Raw genomic sequence first — 21243 nt, forward strand, 5'->3', positions numbered from 1 at the left:
CGATCGGGGTGTCACCCGGTCTCAATTGGCCGCCGTCGCCTGAACGGCCTAACGTCGGACCTGTGACCGCAACGGGGATCGTGACATGGCCGGCTTAAGAGCGCGGGGTGCGCCGTCGGCGGTGCGGCGCACCCCAGGGCTCCTCAGCCGCCACGCCGGCGTCGGCCGCCGAAAGCCAGGCCGACCCCGGCGCTCTCCACGCGCTACGACAGGATCACCGACCGCGTGAGGTGCCGCGGCTGGTCCGGGTTGAGCCCGGCCGCCTCCGCGATGTGCACCGCCAGGCGCTGCGCGACCACCAGGTTGGCCATCGGGTCCAGCGCGCTGGTCACGAACATCCCGCCGGTCGCGGCCACGTCCGCCGCCAGCCCCTCGGGGGTCGCGCCGAACATCCACGCCAGCCGGCCGGGCGCGGTGATGCTGATGGGTCCGTGGCGGTAGTCCATGGCCGGGTAGGACTCGGTCCACGCGCCCGCCGCTTCGCGCATCTTCAGCGCCGCCTCGTGCGCCAGGCCGACCGTCCAGCCCCGGCCCAGGAACGTGAACTGCGCGGCCTCGGTCCACTCGGCGGGCAGCGCCAGGTCCAGGGCCGCCGCGCAGTCGGCGACGGCCGGGGTCAGGTCCTCGCCCAGGGACGTGCGCAGCAGGGCCAGGGCGCTGGTCGCGAACCGCGTCTGCACGACCGACACCTCGTCGGCGAAGTCGAGCACGACGACGTCGTCGGACGCGTCCACGACGGGAGTGCTGCCGTCGGCGGTCAGGGCCAGCGTCGGCACGGGCACCGACTCCAGCAGGTCCAGCACCTCCGAGGTGGTCCCGGACCGGGTGATGGCGACGACCCGGTCGTAGTCCCGGGCGCCGGGGAACTCGGAGGCGGCGAAGGCGTCGGTGTAGCCCTGGCCGCGGGCCTCGCGCAGCCAGGCGTAGGACTGCGCCATGAACCAGGAGGTGCCGCAGCCGACCACGGCCACCCGCTCACCCGGTCGGGGCAGGACCGGCGCGACCTCCTTGGCCAGCGTGGACGCCCGGTGCCAGCAGTCCGGTTGGGTGGCGATCTCGACAGCGACGTGGGTGCTCACGGGCTCTCCTCCAGACAGTGCGCATTTCTGCACTCAAGCCACGAACATACTGCATGATTTTGCACCGCGACCAGCCCATCGTGCGAAGAACCGTGCTCAAACGGTGACAACTGACTGTTGACCGCTGCGCGTTCGAGGGGAAGTATGTGCACAATTGCTCACCGGCCGCCCCGGTGTGCAGTGCACCACACAGCCCCTCAGGGAGTGTCCCGTGACCGCTGCTCCACTCCGCGCCGCCGCCGCTCTGACGGCCGCCGCGCTGGCCCTGACCGCCTGTGGCGGTGGGGGGAACGCCGCAAGCGACGACGGCAAGTCGTTCACCTACTGGTCGATGTGGAAGGAGAACGAGCCGCAGGCCCAGGTCCTGGCGCAGGCGGTCGCCGACTTCGAGAAGGAGACCGGCATCGACGTCACCGTCCAGTGGCAGGGCCGGGACGTGCTCAAGAAGGTCGTGCCCGCGCTGCGCGGCGGCGACGTGCCCGACCTGGTCGACCAGGAGGAGGCCGGCGTGCGGGCCAACCTGGTCGCCTCCGACCAGTTCCGCGACCTGAGCGCGGTCTACGCCGCCGAGGTGCCCGGCTCGGGCAAGAAGGTCTCCGAGGTCGTCGCCGACAAGTACACCGGCACCCTCAAGAAGGACGGCAAGCTGTTCCTGGTGCCCTACGAGATCATCGGCAACGGCCTGTGGTTCGACGGCTCCAAGCTGCCCGGCACGGCCCCCACGACGTGGGACGAGCTGGCCGCCCTGTTCGCCAAGGCCAAGGGTGAGGGCCGCGCGCCGATCGCGTTGGACGCCGACATCCCGTACTACAACGCCTACTGGACCGTCGGCGTCCTCCAGGGCGCGCTGGGCGCGGGCAAGGTCGACGAGCTGGCCAAGGACAAGACCGGCAAGGCCTGGGACACCCCCGAGGTCCGCGCCGCCCTGGGCAAGGTCAAGGCGCTGGTGGACGACAAGTACTTCATCGACGGCTACGACGGCTCCAAGTGGCCTGCCGTGCAGGAGAAGTGGGCGCAGCGCCAGGCCGACTTCCTGCTGATGGGCTCCTGGGCGCCCAGCGAGACCGGCCCGAAGGCCGCGCAGGGCTTCCAGTTCACCTTCACCCCGCTGCCGGGCGCGAAGACCACCGTGCCGGTGTCCAACCTCGGGTTCGCCATCCCCAAGCCCGCCAAGAAGGCCGCGGCGGCGGAGAAGTTCATCGCCTACTTCCTCAAGGACGTCCACCTGTCCAAGATCTCCACGATGGCCAAGAACCTCACGCCGAACCCGGAACTGCCGGTGCCCGACGACCTCAAGGGCCTGGGCACCGCGCTGGGGACGCTGCCGGTGTCGCGCCCGATCGACGGCATCGACGAGATCCCCGGCTACGCCGAGGAGGCCTTCTACCCGGTCAACGACCAGCTCATCAAGGGCAAGACCGACGTCGACGGCTTCCTGTCCCAGCTGGCCGAGAAGCAGGCGAACTACTGGAAGAAGAACGGCTGATGGCGGTTGCGTCCGCGACCGCGGTCGCCGGGCGTCGGGTGCGGCGGACGAAGGCGTCCGCCGCACCGCTCACGCCGCTGGCCCGCCGCCGCCGAGCGTTGTTCTGGCCGTTCATCGCGCCCGCCCTGGCGCTGTACCTGGTGTTCTTCGTGGGACCGGTGCTGGCGTCGGTGTGGATCAGCTTCCACAAGTGGGACGGCGTGGGGGAGCTCGAACCGCGCGGGGTGCAGAACTACGAGATCCTGCTGGACGACTCGACGTTCCTGGACTCGTTCGTCAACACCATGCTGATCCTGGTCGTGGTGGGCGTGGCGACGTTCGCGGTGTCGTTCGCGCTGACGATGGTGTTGCGGGAGATGCGGGGCCGCAAGTTCGTGCGGGCGGTGTTGTTCTTCCCGTACATCGTCTCGCCGGTGGTGCTGTCGGTGCTGTGGGGCTTCCTGTTCCGCTCCCCGGAGGGCCTGCTGACCACGTTGTGGTCCGGGGTCACCGGTTCGACGCCGAACTGGTTGGGCGACAACCTGTTCACCGTGATCTGCATCGGCCTGATCTGGGTGAACACCGGGTTCTTCACCACGATCATCATGGCCGGCGTCGACCGGATCCCGGCGGACCTGTACGAGGACTCCGCGTTGGCGGGAGCCACGGCGTGGCAACGGTTCTGGCACATCACGCTGCCGTTGACGTGGGACGTGGTGGCCACGGCCGCGGTGATCTGGACGATCTCGTCGTTGAAGATCTTCGAGTTCATCTACGCGTTCGGCGGGACGACCAACGACATGCCGACGGTCGAGGTGTGGAACAGCGCGCTGTTCATCTACGGCTCGACGTTCGGCGGGCGCAACCCGCAGTACCAGTTCGGGTACGCCTCCGCTTCGGCGGTGGTGATGCTGCTCGTGGTCGGTGTCCTGGTCGTGCTGCTGCGGAGGGTGATGCGCCGTGCGCAAATCCAGTTCTAGCCCCACACGCGTCGGACACGGTCACGGGCCGCTCTACCGGGGTGGCGTCGGCTTGGTGTGGTTGCTGGCGGTGTTCAACGTCGGCGTGCTGGCCTGGATGGGTGTCGCCGCGCTGCGGGAGCACACCGCGATCTTCTCGCAGCCGTGGTCGCTGTCCACGTTCGGCCAGTTCGGCAACTTCGCGAAGGCCTGGTCGGACAGCGGTTTCGGTGCCGCCGCGCTGAACACGGTGGTGCTGGTCGCGGGTTCGGCGGTGGTGCTGGTGGCGATCTCCGCGCCCGCCGCCTACGCCCTGGCCCGGTCCGGGACGCGGATCTCCGGGGCGGTGGCGTTGTTCTTCGCGCTGGGCATCGGGATCCCGGTGCAGGTCATCGTGATCCCGCTGTTCGTGATGATGGAGAACATCGGCCTGGTCAACTCGTTGACGGGGTTGTTCGTGCTGTACGTGGCGCTGTCGCTGCCGTTCACGGTGTTCCTGCTGACCGCGTTCTTCGGGTCCCTGCCCGAGGAGGTCGAGGAGGCCGCCGCGATCGACGGCGCCGGGCCGCTGCGCACGTTCGTGCAGATCTCGCTGCCGTTGGCGCGGGGCGGGCTGATCACGGCGTTGATCCTGAACGCGATCGGGTTGTGGAACGAGACGTTCATCGCGCTGGTGTTCATCCAGGACACCGAGTTGCAGACGCTTCCGTTGGCACTGTTGGGGTTCATGCAAACTCAGCAGTACTCCGGCGCGGACTACGGCGCCCTGTTCGCCGGCGTCTGCATCCTCGTCCTGCCCATGCTCGCGCTCTACGTGTGGCTCGGCCGACGCATCGTCGAGGGCATGACGCTTGGTGCGGTGAAATAACCTGCCGCAGTGCTAACGGGAACCCCTCTGCCGCCGATGGTCGTGGTGACGGAGGGGGTTCTCCCTTGGACGTGCGAGACGTGCGCACTTCGCCGGGGCCGTTGAGGTTCGTTCCCTTGGCGGTACCCGGGTTCATGCTGTTGGTCGCCTTGCTGATCGCGCCCGTCGCGCCCGGCAAGGCGACCGACGGCCTCTACCGCATCGACGCCGACCAGTTCTCCGTCTACCACAACCACATCAGCTGCACGAAGAGGCTCTCTTCCGCCACCTGCACGGTGTCGGTCGACGGCAAACCGCTCATCGTCACGCTCGACACCGATCCGCGCACGCTGGTCTGCGAGGCGACGTTCGACGGCGAGCGGGTCGGGTGCGCCCGGACGTTCGACTACGGGCCGGGGTCGCACCGCGTGAGCGTGACCGGGGTGAGCGTGCCCGACGCCGTGGCGGCCGACCTGCGGGACCGGTTCCCCTGGTGGGGCACGCTGTTCGACCGGTACTGGGTGCAGGCCGGGTTGCTGTTCATCGGGGTGTTGGGGCCGGCGGCGGCCGTGGCGAGCTTCCTGTGGGCGGGGCGTCCCCGGGACGCGGACGGGCGGCTGCTCGTGGCCGTGCCGGTCGCCGGGGTCGTCGGGTGGGCGCTGTCCGGGTTCGCGCTGATGCCGTGGGAGCGGTTCCTCGAGTTCGGACCGTCGCTCCTGCTCGTGCCCGTGGTGCTGGTGATGACCGGGTGGGCGGTCGTGGTCGGGAGACCGGTCACCGGCCGGGTGGAGTGGCGGGTCGCGTTGGCGCTGACCGCGTTCGCCTGCACGGTGTTCTCCAGCGTGCCCGTCGTGCTGTGGATCTCGCTGGCCGCCGGGATCCCGGACTGACTACTCGAACCGGCTCGGGTCGCCCGCGCCGCGCCGCACGACCTCCGGCTCGCCGCCGGAGAAGTCCACGACGGTCGTCGGCTCGGTGCCGCACTCGCCCGAGTCCAGGACCGCGTCCACCGCGTTGTCCAGCAGGTCCTTGATCTCCCAGCCCTGCACCAGCGGCTCGTCCTGGCCGGGGAGCAGCAGCGTGCTGGACAGCATCGGCTCGCCGAGTTGCTCCAGCAGCGCCTGCGCCACCGGGTGGTCGGGGATGCGCGCGCCGACGGTCTTCTTCTTCGGGTGCAGCAGGCGGCGCGGCACCTCGCGCGTGGCCGGGAGGATGAACGTGTAGCTGCCCGGGGTCGCGGACTTGATCGCGCGGAACACCGCGTTGTCGACGTGCACGAACTGGCCCAGTTGGGCGAAGTCGCGGCACATCAGGGTGAAGTGGTGCCGGTCGTCGAGGTGGCGGATCTGGCGGATGCGGTCCAGGCCCTCCTTGTTGCCCAGGCTGCAGCCCAGCGCGTAGCAGGAGTCCGTGGGGTAGGCGATCAGCCCGCCGGACCGGATCAGTTCCACCGCCTGGTCGATGGACCTGCGCTGCGGGTTGACCGGGTGCACGTCGAAGTACCTCGCCATGCGCGGAGCCTAGTGGGCGGCGATTCGACGCGCGCGGGAACGCCCGCCAGGGTTGCGGGCAAGAAGGGGGCGTGCGAACCGAGAGCGCCCTGGCGGCGCAACGGGGGAGTCCGGTGACCGATCGCTTGGACACACCCGATGACCTGGCCGAACTGTACGACCGGCACGCCCGTCCGCTGCACGCGTACCTGTCCCGGCGGGTCGGCGCGGCGGTGGCCGACGACCTGGCGGCCGAGGCGTTCCTGGTGCTGTGGGAGCAGCGTCACACCTACGACCCGACGCGGGCCGGTGCGCGCGCGTGGCTGTACGGGGTGGCGACCAACCTGGTCCGGCGGCACGCCCGGTCGGAGGAACGGCGGCTGCGGGCGTGGGCGCGGCACGGGGTTCCCTCGGCTTCCGACGACGTGGGTGCCGTGGTGGCTGCCCGGGCCGACGCGGGGGCGTTGAGCGCGCGGCTGGCGTCGGCCATCGCGGCGCTGCGGGTGGAGGAGCGGGACGTGCTGCTGCTGGTGGCGTGGGCGGACTTGACGCCGGCCGAGATCGCGGAGGTGCGCGGGGTGCCGGTGGCGACCGTGCGGACCCGGCTGCACCGGGCGCGGACGCGGCTGCGCGGGGTGGACATCGTGGAGGGGGAGGGCAATGGCTGAGCGGGACCGGCTGGACGAGGGTGTGCGCGGGGTGCTGGCCGATCCGGCACCGATGAGCGACGAGGCTTTCGCCGCGGGCCGCGCGCGCGTGCTGGCAGTGGCGGGTGGTGTGGCCTCCGGCCCCCGTCTCCATTCTCCCACGGGGGACCGACAGCCGGCGGCGGGCGGCTCGCGGAGCGGTTCGGCCGGTCGGTGGGTGGCGGTCGCGGCTTGCGTCGCGGTGGTCGCGGTCGCGGCGGTAGTGGGAACGTCGGTGAGCTCGCCGCCCGAGGCCACCGCCGCCGAAGTGCTCAACCGGGCGGCCGAAAGCGTGCTCGGAGCGCACGACCCCGTGCTCGCGCCCGGTCAGTACCGGTACACCCGGACCCGGGACTGGGCGCTCGCCGTGGACGACCGGGGTGACCGGAAGTTCCGCCACCTCTACGAAGGCGTCTCCGAGACCTGGCGCCCCCAGGACTGGCGGGCGGAGTGGCTGTCCCGCTACACCGTCACCGGCAAGCGCCAGTGGGTCGAGGGCACCGAAGCCGACGCGCGGGCCGCGGGCGTCCCCCTCGAAGAACCCCGCACCACCGAGCGCACCGCCCCCTGCGGCGACTTCGTCCCCGAACTCGGCGAGAGCGGGACGTGCGCGGACGTGGCCGGCAGCTGGCGGCACCCCACCGACGCCTTCCTCGACCGCCTGCCCCGCGACCCGGCCGAGCTGCACCGGCAGCTGGTCGAGGCGGCCGGGGACGTCCCCGGTGGGCCGATGGCCGTCGCCGCCGACGTGCTCGCCACGGCGTGGGTGCCCGAGGACCTGCGGGCGGCGCTCTACCAGGCCCTGGCCGAACTCCCCGACCTGAGCGTCTCCGACCGCGCGGCGAACCTGGACGGGCGGGTCGGCGTCGCGTTGCGGGCGGGGGCCGGGCCGCAGGTGCGGGAGATCGTCGTCGACCCCGCCACCGGCCGGTTCCTCGGCGAGCGGGTGATCGGCACGCAGGAGTGGGAGGGGTTGCCCGCGGGCACGGTGTGGTCGTTCACCTCCGTCACGATCGGGGTGGCCGACGAGAAGGGCGTGCGGCCCGCGACGGGCTGAGCACGAACCGTACGAAAGTCTCTTGTCCGGCGCGTCGACCGCCCCAAATACTCGGCACGTCCAACCAGGACACACCTCCACCGCCCGGGGGCACGAAGGGCCATCGAGGGCTGGCTCGTCCCGGGCGCCCTGCAGCGAGGAGCACTGATGCGTCAACCCACCCTGCCCGGACGAACAGCCGGCCTGGGACTCGCGGTCACCACCGCCGTCGCCGCCGCGTTCGTCCTGCCCGGTGCGGCCACCGCCGCGCCGGAAGGCCCGATCGTCGCCGAGAGCGCGCCGAACGCGGTCGCGGACAGCTACATCGTCGTGCTCAAGGACGACGGGCTCGCACAGTCCGACGTCAGCGGCAAGGTCGCCGACCTCACCGGCCGCTACGGCGGCAAGGTCGGCTTCACCTACCGCGCGGCCATGAAGGGCTTCTCGGTCACCCTGTCGGCCAGGCAGGCCAAGCGCCTGGCCGCCGACCCGGCCGTGTCCTACGTGGAGCAGGACCGCACCGTCCAGGTGCTCACCGACCAGCTCAACCCGCCGTCGTGGGGCCTGGACCGCGTCGACCAGGCGGACCTGCCGCTGGACCAGAAGTACAGCTACGGCACCGAGGCGTCCAACGTCAACGCGTACGTCATCGACACCGGCATCAACTACAACCACAACGACTTCGGCGGGCGCGCGACCTTCGGGTTCGACGCGTTCACCGACGGCCAGAACGGCAAGGACTGCCACGGCCACGGCACGCACGTCGCCGGCACCGTCGGCGGCGCGACCTACGGCCTGGCCAAGAAGGTCAACCTCAAGGCCGTGCGCGTCCTGAACTGCCAGGGCGGCGGCTCGGTGTCCACCGAGGCGGCCGGCGTCGACTGGGTGACCGCGAACGCGGTGCTCCCGGCCGTGGCCAACATGAGCCTCTACACCGGCACCGCGAACGAGCCCAGCCGCGTGCTCGACGACGCCGTGCGCGCCTCGATCGCCAAGGGCGTGTCCTACGTCGTCGCGGCGGGCAACTTCAACGACGACTCCTGCAAGTACTCGCCGCAGCGCGTCACCGAGACCATCAACGTCGGCGCCACCACCAACACCGACGCCCGGTCCTCGTTCTCCAGCTACGGCACGTGCACGGACCTCTTCGCGCCCGGCTCCAACATCGTCTCCGCGTCCTACTCGAACAACTCGGGCTCGGCGACGATGAGCGGCACGTCGATGGCCTCGCCGCACGTCGCCGGCGCGGTCGCGCTGTACCTGGCGGCCAACCCGACCAAGACCCCGGCCGAGGTGCACAGCGCGATCCTGGCGCAGGCCACCCCGAACAAGGTCACCAACCCGGGCACCGGCACCCCGAACCGCCTGCTGCGCGTCGGCGGCGGCACCACGGGCGTCTCGGTCACCAACCCCGGCAACCAGACCACGGCCGTGGGCGGCACGGCGAACCTCCAGCTCACCGCCTCGGGCGGCACGGCCCCGTACACGTGGTCGGCCACGGGCCTGCCGGCGGGCCTGAGCATCGGCTCGTCCACCGGCCTGATCACCGGCACCGCCACCACCGCCGGCACGTACACGGTCACCGCGACCGCCACGGCGTCGGCGGGCGGCTCGGGCAGCACCACGTTCACCTGGACGGTCGGCGCCGCCGGCTGCGCGACCCTGACCAACGGCACGGACGTGGCCATCCCGGACGCCGGCTCGGCCGTCACCAGCACCATCACGGTGTCCGGCTGCGCGGGCAACGCCTCCGCCACCTCGAAGGTGGAGGTGCACATCAAGCACACCTGGCGCGGTGACCTGGTCATCGACCTGGTGGCCCCGGACGGCACCGCGTACCGCCTGAAGAGCTCCAGCAGCAGCGACAGCGCGGACAACGTGGACGCCACGTACACGACCAACCTGTCCTCGGAGGCCCGCAACGGCACGTGGTCCCTGCGCGTCCAGGACGTGGCCCGCTACGACACGGGCACGATCGACACCTGGAGCCTGACCCTGTAATCGCAGGACCTCCGGAGCACCACCGCATGCGCTGCTGCCAGCCACGGGAAGGGCCTCGGTTTCTTCCCCCCGTACGGCCTGGGCGCAGCCCAACCGCGCTTGGCCCGTTTCCGCAACCAGCTTTTCCGGTTGCGGAAACGGGCCAAGGGTGGTTGCCTCCGGCAGGCCGTACGGGGGGAAGAAACCGACGCCCTTCCCACCCCGGGGGCCTGCCCAGCGGCGAGCGTCCGCTTTTCAGCTTTTAGCTTTTGATCTTTCGCGCGCCGGCGCGTCCGCTAGGGAGCGCGCCAGCGCGTAGCTCTCGAACTCAGCGCTTGCGGTAGATGGCGGTGTAAGTGGTGTTGAACGGGGGTGCGGTGATGGTGTGTTCCTTCGCCCCGCCGTCCGACCACGAGACGAACGTGTAGGTCGAGCGGTTCTGGACCTGGGTTTCCGGCGCGCTCACCGAGTTGGCCGAGCCCACGATGACCGTCACCGTGAACGGGGTCGACCGCGTCGACTCGTTGAACCCCAACCCCGACAGGCGCAGCCCGCCCGGGCTGGTCTTGAACGTCAGCTGCACGGTCTGCGGCTCCAACCGGACCGTCGTCGACGTGCTCAACCCCTGCGAGTCCGTCGCGGTCAACCGCAGGCGAAGAGACGCCGGGTACTGGTGGTCCGGCGCGGTGAACTGTCCACTCGCGACACCGTTGAACGTCTCCACCACGTGCTCGTGGCAATCCGACGTGCTGAAGCAGTGGTCCAGCAACAGGGTCCAGCTCAGCCCGGACGCCGCCACCGAACCGTCCTGGGTGTCGGTCGCCCGGCCGGAGAACGGGATCACGTCCCCGACCTTCCAGCGCAAGCTCGCCGACGGGGTGTCGATGATCGGGTTCGGCGGCGTGTTGCCGACGGTGATGGTGACCGACGCCGTCCCCGTCGCACCCTGCGGATCGGTGACCCGCAACGACGCCGTGTACGTGCCGGACGTCGTGTACGTGCGGGAAGTCGTGGCACCCGTCGCGTCGCCGAAGGTGCCGTTGCCGTCCAGGTCCCAGCTGTAGGCGAGCGCGCCACCCTCGGGATCGGTGGACGCCGTCCCGCTGAAGTTGACCGTCAGAGGCGCATCACCGCTGGTCGGGTTGGCCGAGATCCGGGCGGTGGGCGGCTGGTTCGCCGCCGTGTAGACGACCCGGTGGATCGTCCCGTTGTCCATGTTGACGTAGAACAGGTCGCCGCCGGGGCCGATCTGCAGGTCCACCGGGTGGCCGGCACCGGCACCGGACGAGTCCGCGCACACCAGGCACTGCCGCACGGCCGGGTCGGGCAGGCCGTTCGCTCCCGGCATCATCGCCCAGATCTCGTTGCGGCTGTGGTCGCCGAAGAACAACGCGCCGTTGTACGCGGACGGGTACGAACCGCCGTTGTAGAACGCGATACCCGTGATGGACGAACCGCCGGTGCGGCAGCCGGTGTAGTTCACGACGCACGCGTTGTGGTTGTAGGCGTAGTAAGGCGCGGTGACCGAACCCGCGGTGCTGTAGAGGCTGGAGCACATCGTCAGGCCCGCGCCCTCGTAACCGCCCTGGCGTGCGTCACCCTCGTAGCACGGCCAGCCGAAGTTGCGACCACCGCCGGGGACGAGCCGGTCGACCTCCTCCCACGTGCCCCAGCCGACGTCGCCGATCCACAGCTCGTCGGTGCCGGGCCGCTGGGTCATCCGGAACGGGTTGCGCAGGCCGTAGCCGACGATCCGGCGCGCGTTCGGGTCGGAGGAGGACGCGAACGGGTTGTCCGCGAGGCCCTGCCCAGTCATGGGGTCGACGCGCAGCACCGTGCCGTCCAGCGTCACGGGGGTGCGGCGCACGCTCTGGCTGCGCAGCGCGCCGCCTTGGGCGCTGGGGGAGGTGAGCGTGGTGCCGACGCCGCCGGGCGGGTCGCCGCACGGGTTGACCTGGTCGCCCGCGTAGTTGTTGCCGTACTGGCCGTAGTCGACGTTGTTGAAGCTCGCGCCGTCGCCGCCGGTGACGTACAGCGCGCCGTCGCGGCCGAACAGCAGCGTGCCGATCGAGTGGCTCGGGTACTGCTGGCACCAGTCGTTGATCAGCACCTGCTCGCTCACGGCCGTGTTGCCGCTCGCGGTCAGCCGGGACAGCCGGCCGGACACCAGGCAGCCGTCCGTGGTCGGCCCGGGTGGCGTCGGACAGCCGTCACCCCAGGTGGGGGCGGTGCCGCCGATGCGGGCGTCGTAGGCGTAGAGGGCGTAGACGTACGGCGTGCTCGGGAAGCCGGGGTGCAGTGCCAGGCCCAGCAGGCCGCGGTCCCAGAAGTCGTGGACGCTCGCGGACAGGTCGGCGAACGTGGTCGGCGTGGTGTCGGCGAGGTTGTCGAACACCTTGATGACGCCGTTCTTCTGCGCCACGAACACCCGGCCGTCCGCGGCGAACCGGACCGCGGTGGGGTTGGTCAGGCCGCTGAACACCACTTGATCGCTGAAGTTCGGCGGCAGCACGGCCGCGTGGACCGCCGGCACGGCGACCAGGGCCGCCGCCGGCAGGGTGAGGGTGAGCAGCGCTGTCTTCAGCCTGGGGCGCAGTCTCATCGCGGCCCCCTTCCCGTCCGCTTAGCGTGTTCATCGGCCGCTGCGGGGGAAGCTGTTACGCGGCAACGAAAAGTGCTCGAACCGCTACTGTGGGCGGGTGGGACTCGACGCGATGAGGACGTTGGACGAGCTGGATTCGTGGCTGGCCGACCACGACGACTTCGCGGACTGCCACCTGGCCGGTGTCTCGGGAGGCGGCCCGGTCACCCTCCGCCTGCGGCGGACCGTGGCGGACGGCCGGGTGCCGGGGTCGCCACTGGTCTTCGAGGTGCACGAGCTGGTCGCGGAGGAGGTCGTCGAGTTCGTGCGGCCGGAGAGCCACTCACCGGACCACTGCTTCGAGGGCGTGGCGGTCGGCGAGGTCGGTGACCACCTCTGCGTCGAGGTGTTCGTGCCCGACCGGCTGTACCTGGCGGCGAGGTCGTTCACCGCTCGGCACGTCGGCACGGAGCGGACCACCGTCCCGCCGCACGTCGTCGAGCACCAGTTCACCGTGCTCACCCTGCCGGACGGCGGGTTCTGGATCGAGCGGGTCGGGGCGTTGGTGGGCGAGGAGGTGGTGTGGCGCGCTCACGGCAGCGGGGCTCGCGCGCCCGGCCTGGACCCGGACGGCTGCTTCCTCCAGACCGCGACGGCACTCGACTCCACCCTCGGCGGCGTCTGGTGCACCCGGGGCGCCTCCACGACCACCTTCTCGCGCACCTTCTCGCGCACCTTCCCGCGTACGGACGCCGCCTCCGCCTTGTGGCACGCGGTCCGGGTGGTCGCCGCCGAGGCCGGCTCCGTCCGCACCGGCAACTGCGTGCTGACCCCGAGGACTGGCTGCGCCACGTCGAGACGGGCGAGCTGCCCCCGGTGGAGCGCTTGGTCAACGGGCTGCCTCGGTGAGCACCTTCAGGCTGTCCGACACCGGGATGTCCGGGGGCGGGGGAGTGGCGGAGGGCAGCGGGTAGCCGAACCGGTGCACGGGTCGGGTCGTCGGGGCGACTTCCAGGGACGCCGGCACGACCGACAGCAGCGGCGAGGTCGACAGCCCGTCGTCCGTGCAGCCCAGCGCGCCGGCGCCCCGTCCACCATCCCGGCCGCCCGAGCGCTGACCTCGGCGAGCCCGATCGCCACCTCGACGTGCGGCCTGCCGTCCCGCCGCTCGCGCCTCGTCTGCCGTCCCGCCGCTCGCGCCTCGCCTGCCGCCCTGCCGCTCGCGCCTCGCCTGCCGTCCCGCCGCTCGCGCTGCCCGGCCCGTCGAGGTGTCAGGTGCCGCGCAGGGCGTCGGAAGCCTCGGTGATGATGTCGCGCATGGCCTGTTCGGCGGCGGCCGGGTCGCCGGACTGCACGGCCTGGGCCACGTCGGCGTGCAGGCGGATCGCGGCCGGGTTCGGGTGGGTGGGCATGAGGCCGTGGTGGGTCCGGCCGATGAGGACTTCCGAGACCACGTCGGTCAGTGCCGCCAGCATCTCGTTGCCCGACGCGGCCAGCAGCGTCCGGTGGAACAGCAGGTCCGCCTCCAGGTAGGCCTCGAGGTTGCCCGCCTTGCCGTGCACGGCCATGTCCATCACCGCCCGCGTCAGGTCGCCGCACTGCTCGGGCGTCGCGCGCGTCGCCGCCAGGGCCGCCGCCACCGGCTCGACCCCGCCGCGCAGCTCGCCCAACGACTCCAGTTGCGCCTCGCGGTCCGCCCCGTCCAGGCGCCAGCGGATGATCCGGGGGTCGAACACGTTCCACGCCGCCCGCTCGGCCACGGTCACCCCGACCCGCCGCCGCGTGGTGAGCACCCCCATCGACTCCAGCACCCGCACGACCTCGCGGATCACCGGCCGGGACACGCCGTTGCGCTCGGCCAGCTCGTCGATGCGCAGCACGTCGCCGGGCGCGATGGCGCCGGAGGTGATCAGCCGCCCCAGGTCGTCCAGGACGGTCTGGTGCAGGCCCGGTTTGGTGGTCCCCACGACGCGGAATCCTCTCACGATTGCCCTCGTCGAGCCTGCCTGAACGATAAAGAGCAGATCATTCAGGCACCGACCGTTGTAAAAACCTGATTAATAGGTCAGGCTGTCCGGCACCGAAGGCACGACGAAAGGGAGGCCGCGTGTCACAGCCGATCGTGGTCATGGGTGTGTCGGGCTCGGGCAAGACGACCGTGGGCACCGCGCTCGCCCGCCGCCTGGGCGTGCCGTTCGCCGACGCGGACGACTTCCACCCGCCCGCCAACATCGCCAAGATGGCCGCCGGCACGCCCCTGGACGACGCCGACCGGGCACCGTGGCTGGCCGCGATCGCCGCGTGGCTCGCCGACCACACCGCCGGGGGCGTGGTCACCTGCTCGGCGCTCAAACGCACTTTCCGCGACCAGTTGCGCGCCGCCGCCCCGGCGGTGTTCGTGCACCTCGCGGGCGACCCGGACGTCGTGCGCGCCCGCGTCGCGGCCCGGCCGGGCCACTTCATGCCGGTGAGCCTGGTCGCCTCCCAGTTCGCCGCCCTCGAACCGCTCGACGCCGACGAGCCCGGCGTCGTGCTCGACCTCGACCAGCCGGTCGAGGACCTCGTCACCTCCTGCCTCGCCGTCGCGGAAGGACTGCCGACATGACCCTCGCCGTGGAAGCCCTGAGCGCCGGGCGCCTGCTGCCCGCCGCCCTGGTCGGGATCGCGCTGCTCGTCGTGCTGATCACCCGGTTCAAGCTCAACCCGTTCCTGGGCTTGACGATCTCCTCCCTCGTCGTCGCCCTGATCGCGGGCCTGCCGCTGGACCAGGCGGTGGCGAGCTTCGGCAAGGGCTTCGGCGACACCGCGGCGGGCGTCGGCACGCTGATCGCCCTGGGCGCCATGATCGGCAAGCTGCTGGCCGACACCGGCGGCGCGGACGCGATCGTGGACAAGATCATCAGCCGGTCGTCCCGCCGCGCCCTGCCGTGGGCGATGGCCGCCGTGGGCGCGCTGATCGGCCTGCCGATGTTCTTCGAGATCGGCCTGGTGCTGATCATGCCGGTGATCCTGCTGATCTCGCGCCGCTCCGGGATGTCGTTGATGCGCCTGGGGATCCCCGCCCTGGCGGGCCTGTCGGTGATGCACGGGCTGGTGCCGCCGCACCCCGGTCCGCTGGTCGCGGTGAACGCCCTCAAGGCCGACCTGGGCATCACGCTGGGCCTGGGCGTCCTCATCGCCCTGCCCACGGTCGCCATCGCCGGCCCGCTGTTCGCCCGCTACGCCGCCCGCTGGGTCGACGTGCCCGCGCCTGAGTTGTTCGAAGCCGACGAGCGCGACGACCGGCCCAAGCCGACCTTCGGGGTCACGCTGGCCACCGTCCTGCTGCCGGTCGTGCTGATGATGGGCAAGGCGCTGGCCGACATCGTGCTGGCGAAGGGCACCGCGGTCCGGTCCGTGCTGGACTTCCTCGGCACGCCCGTCATCGCGCTGCTGATCGCGGTCGTGGTCTCGATGCTGACGCTGGGCCGGGGCGCGCGGATGTCGGTGCGCGAGGTCGCGAAGTCGGTCGAGTCGGGCCTGCCGCCGATCGCCGGCATCCTGCTCATCGTCGCCGCCGGCGGCGGGTTCAAGCAGACGTTGATCGACACCGGCATCGGCAAGCTGATCGCCGACTGGGTGGCGGGCAGCGGCCTGTCCGTGCTGCTGCTGGCGTGGCTGGTGGCCGTGCTGATCCGCCTGGCCACGGGTTCGGCGACGGTGGCGACGGTGACCGCGTCCGGCATCCTCGCGCCGCTGGTGACGACCCTGAGCCCGGGGGAGACCTCGCTGCTGGTGCTGGCGATCGGCGCGGGCTCGCTGTTCTTCTCGCACGTCAACGACGCCGGCTTCTGGCTGGTCAAGGGCTACTTCGGGCTCACGGTCGGGCAGAACGTGAAGACGTGGTCGCTGATGGAGACGGTGATCTCGGTGACCGGGTTGGTGTTCGTGCTGCTGACCGACCTGGTGATCTGACACCCTGCCCGACGTGAGCGACTTGTGGCGGGTCCGCGACCTCGTCCTGGGGCTGCGGGACGCGGCCGACGGCTGGGGCGCCGACGAGGTCGGCGCGTGGTTCGAGCGCGAGCCGCACCTGCTCGGCGAACTCCGGGCGGCCGGGCGTCCCGAGGCCCGTGGCGACTGCGATGCGGAGCTGCTGTGGGGGCTGTACGCGGTGAGCAGGCTCGCGGACCTGCTGACCGCGCCCCACCAGCCCGGCGACCGCGCCCTCGGGTGGCCGATGGCGTCGGCCGGGGCGTGGGACGGGTTCCGGGCGCTGGTCGGTGCGGTCGAGGTCGCCGAGGACGGGTTCCACCCGTTCTTCCACGAGATCGTGCGCGTCGAGCCGGCCGACGACCCCGACGAGCCGGTGTCGCTGGTGGCCGAGTGCTGGCCCGGCGCGCTGGTCGGCGGGCTTCTGCTGGCGCGGGCCGGGGTCACCGTGCGGGCGGGGGCGAACGTGCTCGACCCGGAGGCGGCGGCGCGGTCCACGCAGTACTGGACGTGGTGGCGGCGCAACCGGCCGGTCGACGACCTCTCGCACGGCTGGGGCGGCAACTCCCAGTGGCGCACCGGGTTCCGGCGCGACTACGTCGTGGGCGACGAGCTGCACCTCAACGTCGACGGCAAGGAGAGCCGGCCGCCGGAGCCCGACGACGACCTGACCGACGACGAGAGGCTGGAGCTGCTGCGGTTCCGGCACGGCGTGCGACGCGACCTCGGTCCCGACCGCTGGCCCTACGGGGAGACGCTGGTCGAGGCTAGGCCGTGAGCTCGGTGGGCGTGGCGATCACGTCCACCATCGCCCCGTTCCGGAGGACCGTGACCGGCAACGGCAGGCCGATGGCCTCGGCGAACAGCTGCTTCTGGATGCCCTGAGCGTCCTTGACCTGCGTTCGGGCCACGCTCAGGACCAAGTCGCCGTCGTGCAGTCCCGCGCGGTCCGCCGGGCCGCCGCGGACCACCTGCACCAGGCGCACGCCCGCCTTCTGGCCCGTGCGCTCGGCGACGGGGTCGGGCAGGGGCGCGGGGACGCCCACGACGCCCAAATAAGCCCGGCGCACCCGGCCCTCGACCATCAGGGTGGACAGGATGCGTTGCGTGGTGCTGTTCATCGGGATCGCCAGGCCCAGGCCCACCCCGGCCAGCGCGGTGTTGATGCCGACCACCTCGCCGTTCGAGTTCGCCAGCGCGCCGCCGGAGTTGCCCGGGTTGAGGGCTGCGTCGGTCTGGATGACGTCCTCGATCACCCGGCCGACCCGCCCGCTGCTCACCGGCACCGCCCGGCCCAGCGCGCTGACCACGCCCGCGGTCACCGAACCCGCCAGGCCCAGCGGGTTGCCCACGGCGATGACCAACTGGCCCACCCGCAACGCGTCCGCGTCGCCGAACACCGCCGCCGACGGGGTGTCCGGGGCCTTGAGCACGGCCAGGTCGGACAACGGGTCCGCGCCGACCACGTCGAAGCGCGCCTCGGTGCCGTCTGCGAACACCACCACGCCGTCCCGGCCGGAGCCCACGACGTGCGCGTTGGTCAGCAGGAACCCGTCGTCGGTGAACACCACGGCCGACCCCGCGCCACGGCTCATCCGCACGCTGGCGACGTGCGGCGTCACGTCCCGCGCGACCGCCACCACGATCCGCGAGTAGGCGTCCAACGGGCCTTCGTCCACGGCGAGACCTCCCGGGATTACTTGATTACATCGTGCGCCCGGGAGGGGGCTGCTGTCATGGAACGTTCGCCCTCAGCGCAGCGAGGCGGTGGCGCGGCGAGACGTTGGTGCAGCAGGTCGACGTAAAAAGACGCGGGCCGGACGAGTCCGTGCCCGCGTCGACTCACCTCACGCGGCGAAACCAAAGCACCCCAAGAGCCGCGCGGTCGAACTCAGCGGACGTGGTCGGCCAGGGTCGCGGCGACCTCCGCGGGGGACGGCATCGCGGCGACCTCGGCGGCGATGGCCTTCGCGGCGTCCTGGACGGCCGTGTCGGTCAGGAGCTTGCGGGCGTGGGAGGTCACGGCCTCGGCGGTCACCTCGTCGCCGAGCAGCTGTGCGCCCAAGCCCTGCGCCACGACGACTTCGGCGTTGCTGAACTGGTCCGCGCCCTGCGGCAGCACCAGTTGCGGGACGCCGGCGCTGAACGAGCCCAGCGTCGTGCCGCTGCCGCCGTGGTGCACGACGAGGTCGGTGTGCGGCAACAGGTCCGCCTGCGGCACCCACGGCAGCACGGTGACGTTGTCGGGCACCTCGCCCAGCGCGTCCACCTCGACCGTCGGCCCGGCCGCGACCAGCACCCGCGCGCCCTCCACGGCCGCCAGTCCGGCGATCGCGTTGCGCAGCACCTCGGCGTGGCCGAACGCGGTGCCGAGCGTGAGGTACAGCAGGGGCTGCTCGTGCGCGGTCACCCAGGACGGCAGCTCGCCGGGTTCGGCGAAGGGCACGGGACGCAGCGGGATGGTCCGGTTCGCGGCCAGGAACGCCTGGTCCTGCACCGAGGGCGGGCAGATGTCGAGGTACGGGTTGCCCAGCAGCATCGGGTCGCGCTCGGGGACCTCGACGCCGATCTCGGCACCGAAGGTCTGCAGCGGTTCCACCGTGAACTCGGCGGTGTCGGCGCCCCACATCCGGCCGAAGCCGTGGCACAGCGCGGGAACGCCCGCGGCCTTGGCCGCCAGCCCGGCGCCGGGGTTGGCCAGCTCGTGCACGACGAGGTCGGGCCGCCACCGCTCGATGACCGGCACCAGGTCGGCGTGGAAGCGCCGGGGCAGGGTGGACATGAACACCTCGGCGATCAGCTGCGGCGCCACCTCCTGGGCCTGCTGCGGCGAGCCGTGCTGCTCCAGCACGAAGCTGAAAGCTTCGCGCATGCCGATGCCGGCTTCGACGTGTTCCAGGCCGAGTCGCGTGATCGCGTCGCCGAAGTCGGTGGTGGCGAAGGCGACGTCGTGGCCGTGCTCGCGGGCCGCGATCGCCAGTGGTAGCAAGGGATAGGTGTGTCCGTGCGAGCCGAGGCTCGAGAAGAGGATCCTCACCGGTTCGATCATAACCAGATTTTCGCCGGCCGGTGAATTTTCGCTGTGGGCTTACCCCGCTCAGCCGAGCGCCCAGTGGCGGCCGACGGTCCAGCCGAGCAACGGCTCGTCGGGCGATCCGCCGTGCAGGACGTGCTCCAGCCCGGCCAACGCGCGCGACAGCACCGGTGGCGCGTCCTCGCGGTGCGCGGCGACGAAGGCTTCGGCGTTGCCGCTCAAGGTGAGGAAGAACAGCGTCTGCCGCCACGCGAACGCGATGTTCTTGACCGTCCGCGCGTTGCCCTGGATCCGGCGGGCGAGTCCCGCCGCCGTGCCGAACGCCCGTTCCGCCAGCGCCGACCAGTCCGCCTCGACGCCCGCCCGCACCAGCGTGGCCAGGTTGTGCGTGGTCAGGATCTGCGCCTGCTCGATGACCATGCCGTTGGCCGCGACGCTCCCGCCCGTCGCCGCCCGCCGGCACCACGCGGCGAACGCGTCCGGGTCGGCGGCCGCCGAGTAGTCCAGGCCGTAGTAGCGCGCGTAGGGGGAGTCGGCCAGCAGGTCGCCCGCGATCCGGGCCGCCGCGGCGAACTTGGGCGTGAACGACCCCATGAAGATGTCCGCGGCCAGGTCCTCCACCCACGGCAGGTCCGGGGCGAGCGCGGCCAACTCGCGCACCAGCGGGTTGGGCAGGACGGCGCCCGGGAACCCGTCCAGCGCCAACTCGCCCAGTCGCCGCACGGTCCCGTGCGCGGGCACGTCGGCGCGGTACCGGGCGACGGCCCGCACCCACGGCAGCTCGTCGACCGTCACCTGGTGCTCGAAGTCCAGCAGCAGCAACGACCGCCGCCGCCCGAACGCCACGTGGACGGCCGCCATCAAGGCCCGCAGCGGACCCTCGGGGTAGGCGCGGGCGATCGTCTCGGCCGCGATCGGCGGCACCAGCCGCGCCAGGACGTCGGCGGAGGGCACGACCCCGGCGGCGAGCAGGTCCTCCGCCGTTCCGGCGAGCGCCCGTCGCACGATCCGCGCCAGGGTGCCGGGGATCGGTGTGCCCACCGGGATGCCGGGCACGTCCTCGTGCACGGGTGCGAGCAGCGCCTCCACGTCCGCCGCACCCTCGTCGGCGGGCAGTGCCGCCGCGCGCCGGACGAGCAAGCGGGCCAAGTCGTGGAACGTGGGCAGCGCGGCTTGGGCGGACTGCCGGGCGCGCAACGCGGTGTGCTCCGGCGAACCCGGGCGTCCGCGCCGGGCCACCATCGCCTCGACGGTGTGCTCCAGCAACCGCCGGTCGCGCGGCCCGATCGCCTCCCGCCGCACGACCGCGGCCGTGCAGCGGAGCATGATCGCCAGGTTGTGCCGGGGGTTGCGGTGCTTGGTGGTCAGCGTGTGGGTGGCGGACAGCTCGGCGTACCGGGCGACCAGCGCTTCCGCCCGCGCCCGCCACGCCGCGTCGATCCGCGCACCGAGCCGGGTGTCCTCGCAGGAGTCCAGCCACAGCTCCAACAGGTCGTCGGCGAACGGGTTCCACACCGTCAGCGCCTCGTTCATGGCCGCGACCCGCGGGTTGGGCGCGCGCCCGGCCAGCGCCGCGCTCGCCTCGCCCACCGTCTCCCGCCACAGCAGCCCGCTGGGTGGCGCGGCGGCCGGGGTCGGCACGAACCGCAACCGCCCCGCGAACGGCGCGATCTCGCGCAGCAGCTCCTCGGCGGCGTCGAAGTCCTCGTGGTCCACCAGCCACGCCATCACGAGCAGAGCGGCTTCCTCGGGCACCTCCACGCGGTACTCGCCGCTGTCCAGCAGCGCGCGCAGCCCGGCCCGCCCCTCGGGCGAGAGGGCGTGCCCGAAGTCCGCCAGTCGGTCGGTCTCGTGCGGCAGCAGCGGTCCACCGGCGGCGGCCCGCCCGGTCGCGAACCCGCCGCGGACGACCTCCGGGGTGACCCAGGCGGGCAGGTCGGCCACCGGGGTGCGCGAGCCGATCCGCAGGGTGCCGTCCGTCATCCCGCCCAGCACGGCGAACCACCGCCGCACCCGCGCCTCCGCGCGCTCCCGGGTGGCGGGGTCGGAGTGGGTGGTCGCGGTGGCGAAGGCGTCCGCCAGGCGTCCCAGGGGGTATCCGTACTCGTCCATTG

General features: G+C 71.9%; 18 protein-coding genes. 11 read left to right on the forward strand and 7 right to left on the reverse strand.

Annotated elements, in window-relative coordinates:
• Positions 1–203: 203 nt before the first annotated feature.
• Entirely contained in the window at positions 204–1079 is an 876-nt protein-coding gene (locus DFJ66_RS36880) for an SIS domain-containing protein (RefSeq protein ID WP_121228413.1), read from the reverse strand.
• Positions 1080–1290: 211 nt separating this feature from the next.
• Between DFJ66_RS36880 and DFJ66_RS36885 the strand changes: the two genes are divergently transcribed.
• The 4 genes from DFJ66_RS36885 (at position 1291) to DFJ66_RS36900 (ending at position 5240) form a co-directional block, all read left to right on the forward strand.
• Complete coding sequence (locus tag DFJ66_RS36885; RefSeq protein ID WP_121228415.1) at positions 1291–2565, forward strand: ABC transporter substrate-binding protein; 1275 nt, start codon at positions 1291–1293, stop codon at positions 2563–2565.
• Complete coding sequence (locus tag DFJ66_RS36890) at positions 2565–3524, forward strand: carbohydrate ABC transporter permease (protein ID WP_121228417.1); 960 nt, start codon at positions 2565–2567, stop codon at positions 3522–3524. Before DFJ66_RS36885 ends, DFJ66_RS36890 begins: the two co-directional genes overlap by 1 nt.
• Before the next feature lie 55 nt (positions 3525–3579).
• Entirely contained in the window at positions 3580–4371 is a 792-nt protein-coding gene (locus DFJ66_RS36895; RefSeq protein ID WP_246030286.1) for a carbohydrate ABC transporter permease, read from the forward strand.
• Positions 4372–4487: 116 nt separating this feature from the next.
• Positions 4488–5240 (forward strand): hypothetical protein, encoded by a 753-nt coding sequence (locus DFJ66_RS36900; protein ID WP_147459455.1) that lies wholly within the window; start codon positions 4488–4490, stop codon positions 5238–5240.
• Here DFJ66_RS36900 and DFJ66_RS36905 read toward each other — a convergent pair whose 3' ends face one another.
• Positions 5241–5861 (reverse strand): L-threonylcarbamoyladenylate synthase, encoded by a 621-nt coding sequence (locus tag DFJ66_RS36905; protein ID WP_121228421.1) that lies wholly within the window; start codon positions 5859–5861, stop codon positions 5241–5243.
• Between the two features lie 113 nt (positions 5862–5974).
• Here DFJ66_RS36905 and DFJ66_RS36910 point away from each other — a divergent pair, with 113 nt between their 5' ends.
• The 3 genes from DFJ66_RS36910 (at position 5975) to DFJ66_RS36920 (ending at position 9563) form a co-directional block, all read left to right on the forward strand.
• Complete coding sequence (locus DFJ66_RS36910; RefSeq protein ID WP_170199887.1) at positions 5975–6508, forward strand: RNA polymerase sigma factor; 534 nt, start codon at positions 5975–5977, stop codon at positions 6506–6508.
• Positions 6501–7583 carry a CU044_5270 family protein gene (locus DFJ66_RS36915; RefSeq protein WP_121228425.1) on the forward strand — a complete coding sequence of 361 codons (1083 nt, stop codon included), beginning with the start codon at positions 6501–6503 and terminating at the stop codon, positions 7581–7583. The genes DFJ66_RS36910 and DFJ66_RS36915 overlap by 8 nt, the downstream gene beginning before the upstream one ends.
• Positions 7584–7730: 147 nt before the next feature.
• On the forward strand, positions 7731–9563 hold the full coding sequence (locus DFJ66_RS36920; protein WP_121228427.1) for a S8 family peptidase: 1833 nt from the start codon (positions 7731–7733) through the stop codon (positions 9561–9563).
• Between the two features lie 307 nt (positions 9564–9870).
• Here DFJ66_RS36920 and DFJ66_RS36925 read toward each other — a convergent pair whose 3' ends face one another.
• Positions 9871–12144: a PQQ-dependent sugar dehydrogenase gene (locus DFJ66_RS36925; protein ID WP_121228429.1), complete on the reverse strand. Its 2274-nt coding sequence runs from the start codon at positions 12142–12144 to the stop codon at positions 9871–9873.
• 97 nt (positions 12145–12241) lie between these two features.
• On the opposite strand from DFJ66_RS36925, the gene DFJ66_RS36930 reads away from it, so the two are divergent.
• Complete coding sequence (locus tag DFJ66_RS36930; RefSeq protein ID WP_121228431.1) at positions 12242–13429, forward strand: hypothetical protein; 1188 nt, start codon at positions 12242–12244, stop codon at positions 13427–13429.
• Here the strand turns inward: DFJ66_RS36930 and DFJ66_RS36935 are convergent.
• Positions 13395–14108, reverse strand: a complete 714-nt coding sequence (locus DFJ66_RS36935) for a FadR/GntR family transcriptional regulator (protein WP_121228433.1) — start codon at positions 14106–14108, stop codon at positions 13395–13397. The two genes, DFJ66_RS36930 and DFJ66_RS36935, sit on opposite strands and share 35 nt — an antisense overlap.
• A 122-nt stretch (positions 14109–14230) precedes the next feature.
• Between DFJ66_RS36935 and DFJ66_RS36940 the strand changes: the two genes are divergently transcribed.
• From DFJ66_RS36940 to DFJ66_RS36950, 3 genes are read left to right on the forward strand one after another with little or no spacing between them, the layout of a single operon-like run.
• On the forward strand, positions 14231–14728 hold the full coding sequence (locus tag DFJ66_RS36940; protein WP_121228435.1) for a gluconokinase: 498 nt from the start codon (positions 14231–14233) through the stop codon (positions 14726–14728).
• Positions 14725–16077 (forward strand): GntP family permease, encoded by a 1353-nt coding sequence (locus DFJ66_RS36945; protein ID WP_121228437.1) that lies wholly within the window; start codon positions 14725–14727, stop codon positions 16075–16077. Before DFJ66_RS36940 ends, DFJ66_RS36945 begins: the two co-directional genes overlap by 4 nt.
• Positions 16078–16090: 13 nt before the next feature.
• The gene (locus DFJ66_RS36950) at positions 16091–16873 is read left to right on the forward strand and encodes a hypothetical protein (RefSeq protein ID WP_121228439.1); all 783 of its coding nucleotides are present in this window, start codon (positions 16091–16093) and stop codon (positions 16871–16873) included.
• Here DFJ66_RS36950 and DFJ66_RS36955 read toward each other — a convergent pair.
• From DFJ66_RS36955 to DFJ66_RS36965, 3 genes are all read right to left on the reverse strand, one after another.
• Positions 16863–17774 (reverse strand): S1C family serine protease, encoded by a 912-nt coding sequence (locus DFJ66_RS36955; protein WP_121228441.1) that lies wholly within the window; start codon positions 17772–17774, stop codon positions 16863–16865. The genes DFJ66_RS36950 and DFJ66_RS36955 overlap by 11 nt on opposite strands.
• A gap of 212 nt (positions 17775–17986) precedes the next feature.
• On the reverse strand, positions 17987–19132 hold the full coding sequence (locus DFJ66_RS36960; protein WP_121232294.1) for a glycosyltransferase: 1146 nt from the start codon (positions 19130–19132) through the stop codon (positions 17987–17989).
• 60 nt (positions 19133–19192) lie between these two features.
• Complete coding sequence (locus DFJ66_RS36965; RefSeq protein WP_121228443.1) at positions 19193–21241, reverse strand: hypothetical protein; 2049 nt, start codon at positions 21239–21241, stop codon at positions 19193–19195.
• Positions 21242–21243: the final 2 nt, after the last annotated feature.

The sequence above is a fragment of the Saccharothrix variisporea genome, assembly GCF_003634995.1.
Taxonomy (GTDB): domain Bacteria; phylum Actinomycetota; class Actinomycetes; order Mycobacteriales; family Pseudonocardiaceae; genus Actinosynnema; species Actinosynnema variisporeum.

Bases quoted from the DNA above. Each gene is read 5' to 3' on its own strand.
- DFJ66_RS36890 (WP_121228417.1), top strand. From the start codon at position 2,565: ATGGCGGTTGCGTCCGCGACCGCGGTCGCCGGGCGTCGGGTGCGGCGG.
- DFJ66_RS36905 (WP_121228421.1), bottom strand. From the start codon at position 5,861: ATGGCGAGGTACTTCGACGTGCACCCGGTCAACCCGCAGCGCAGGTCC.
- DFJ66_RS36915 (WP_121228425.1), top strand. From the start codon at position 6,501: ATGGCTGAGCGGGACCGGCTGGACGAGGGTGTGCGCGGGGTGCTGGCC.
- DFJ66_RS36920 (WP_121228427.1), top strand. From the start codon at position 7,731: ATGCGTCAACCCACCCTGCCCGGACGAACAGCCGGCCTGGGACTCGCG.
- DFJ66_RS36925 (WP_121228429.1), bottom strand. From the start codon at position 12,144: ATGAGACTGCGCCCCAGGCTGAAGACAGCGCTGCTCACCCTCACCCTG.
- DFJ66_RS36945 (WP_121228437.1), top strand. From the start codon at position 14,725: ATGACCCTCGCCGTGGAAGCCCTGAGCGCCGGGCGCCTGCTGCCCGCC.
- DFJ66_RS36965 (WP_121228443.1), bottom strand. From the start codon at position 21,241: ATGGACGAGTACGGATACCCCCTGGGACGCCTGGCGGACGCCTTCGCC.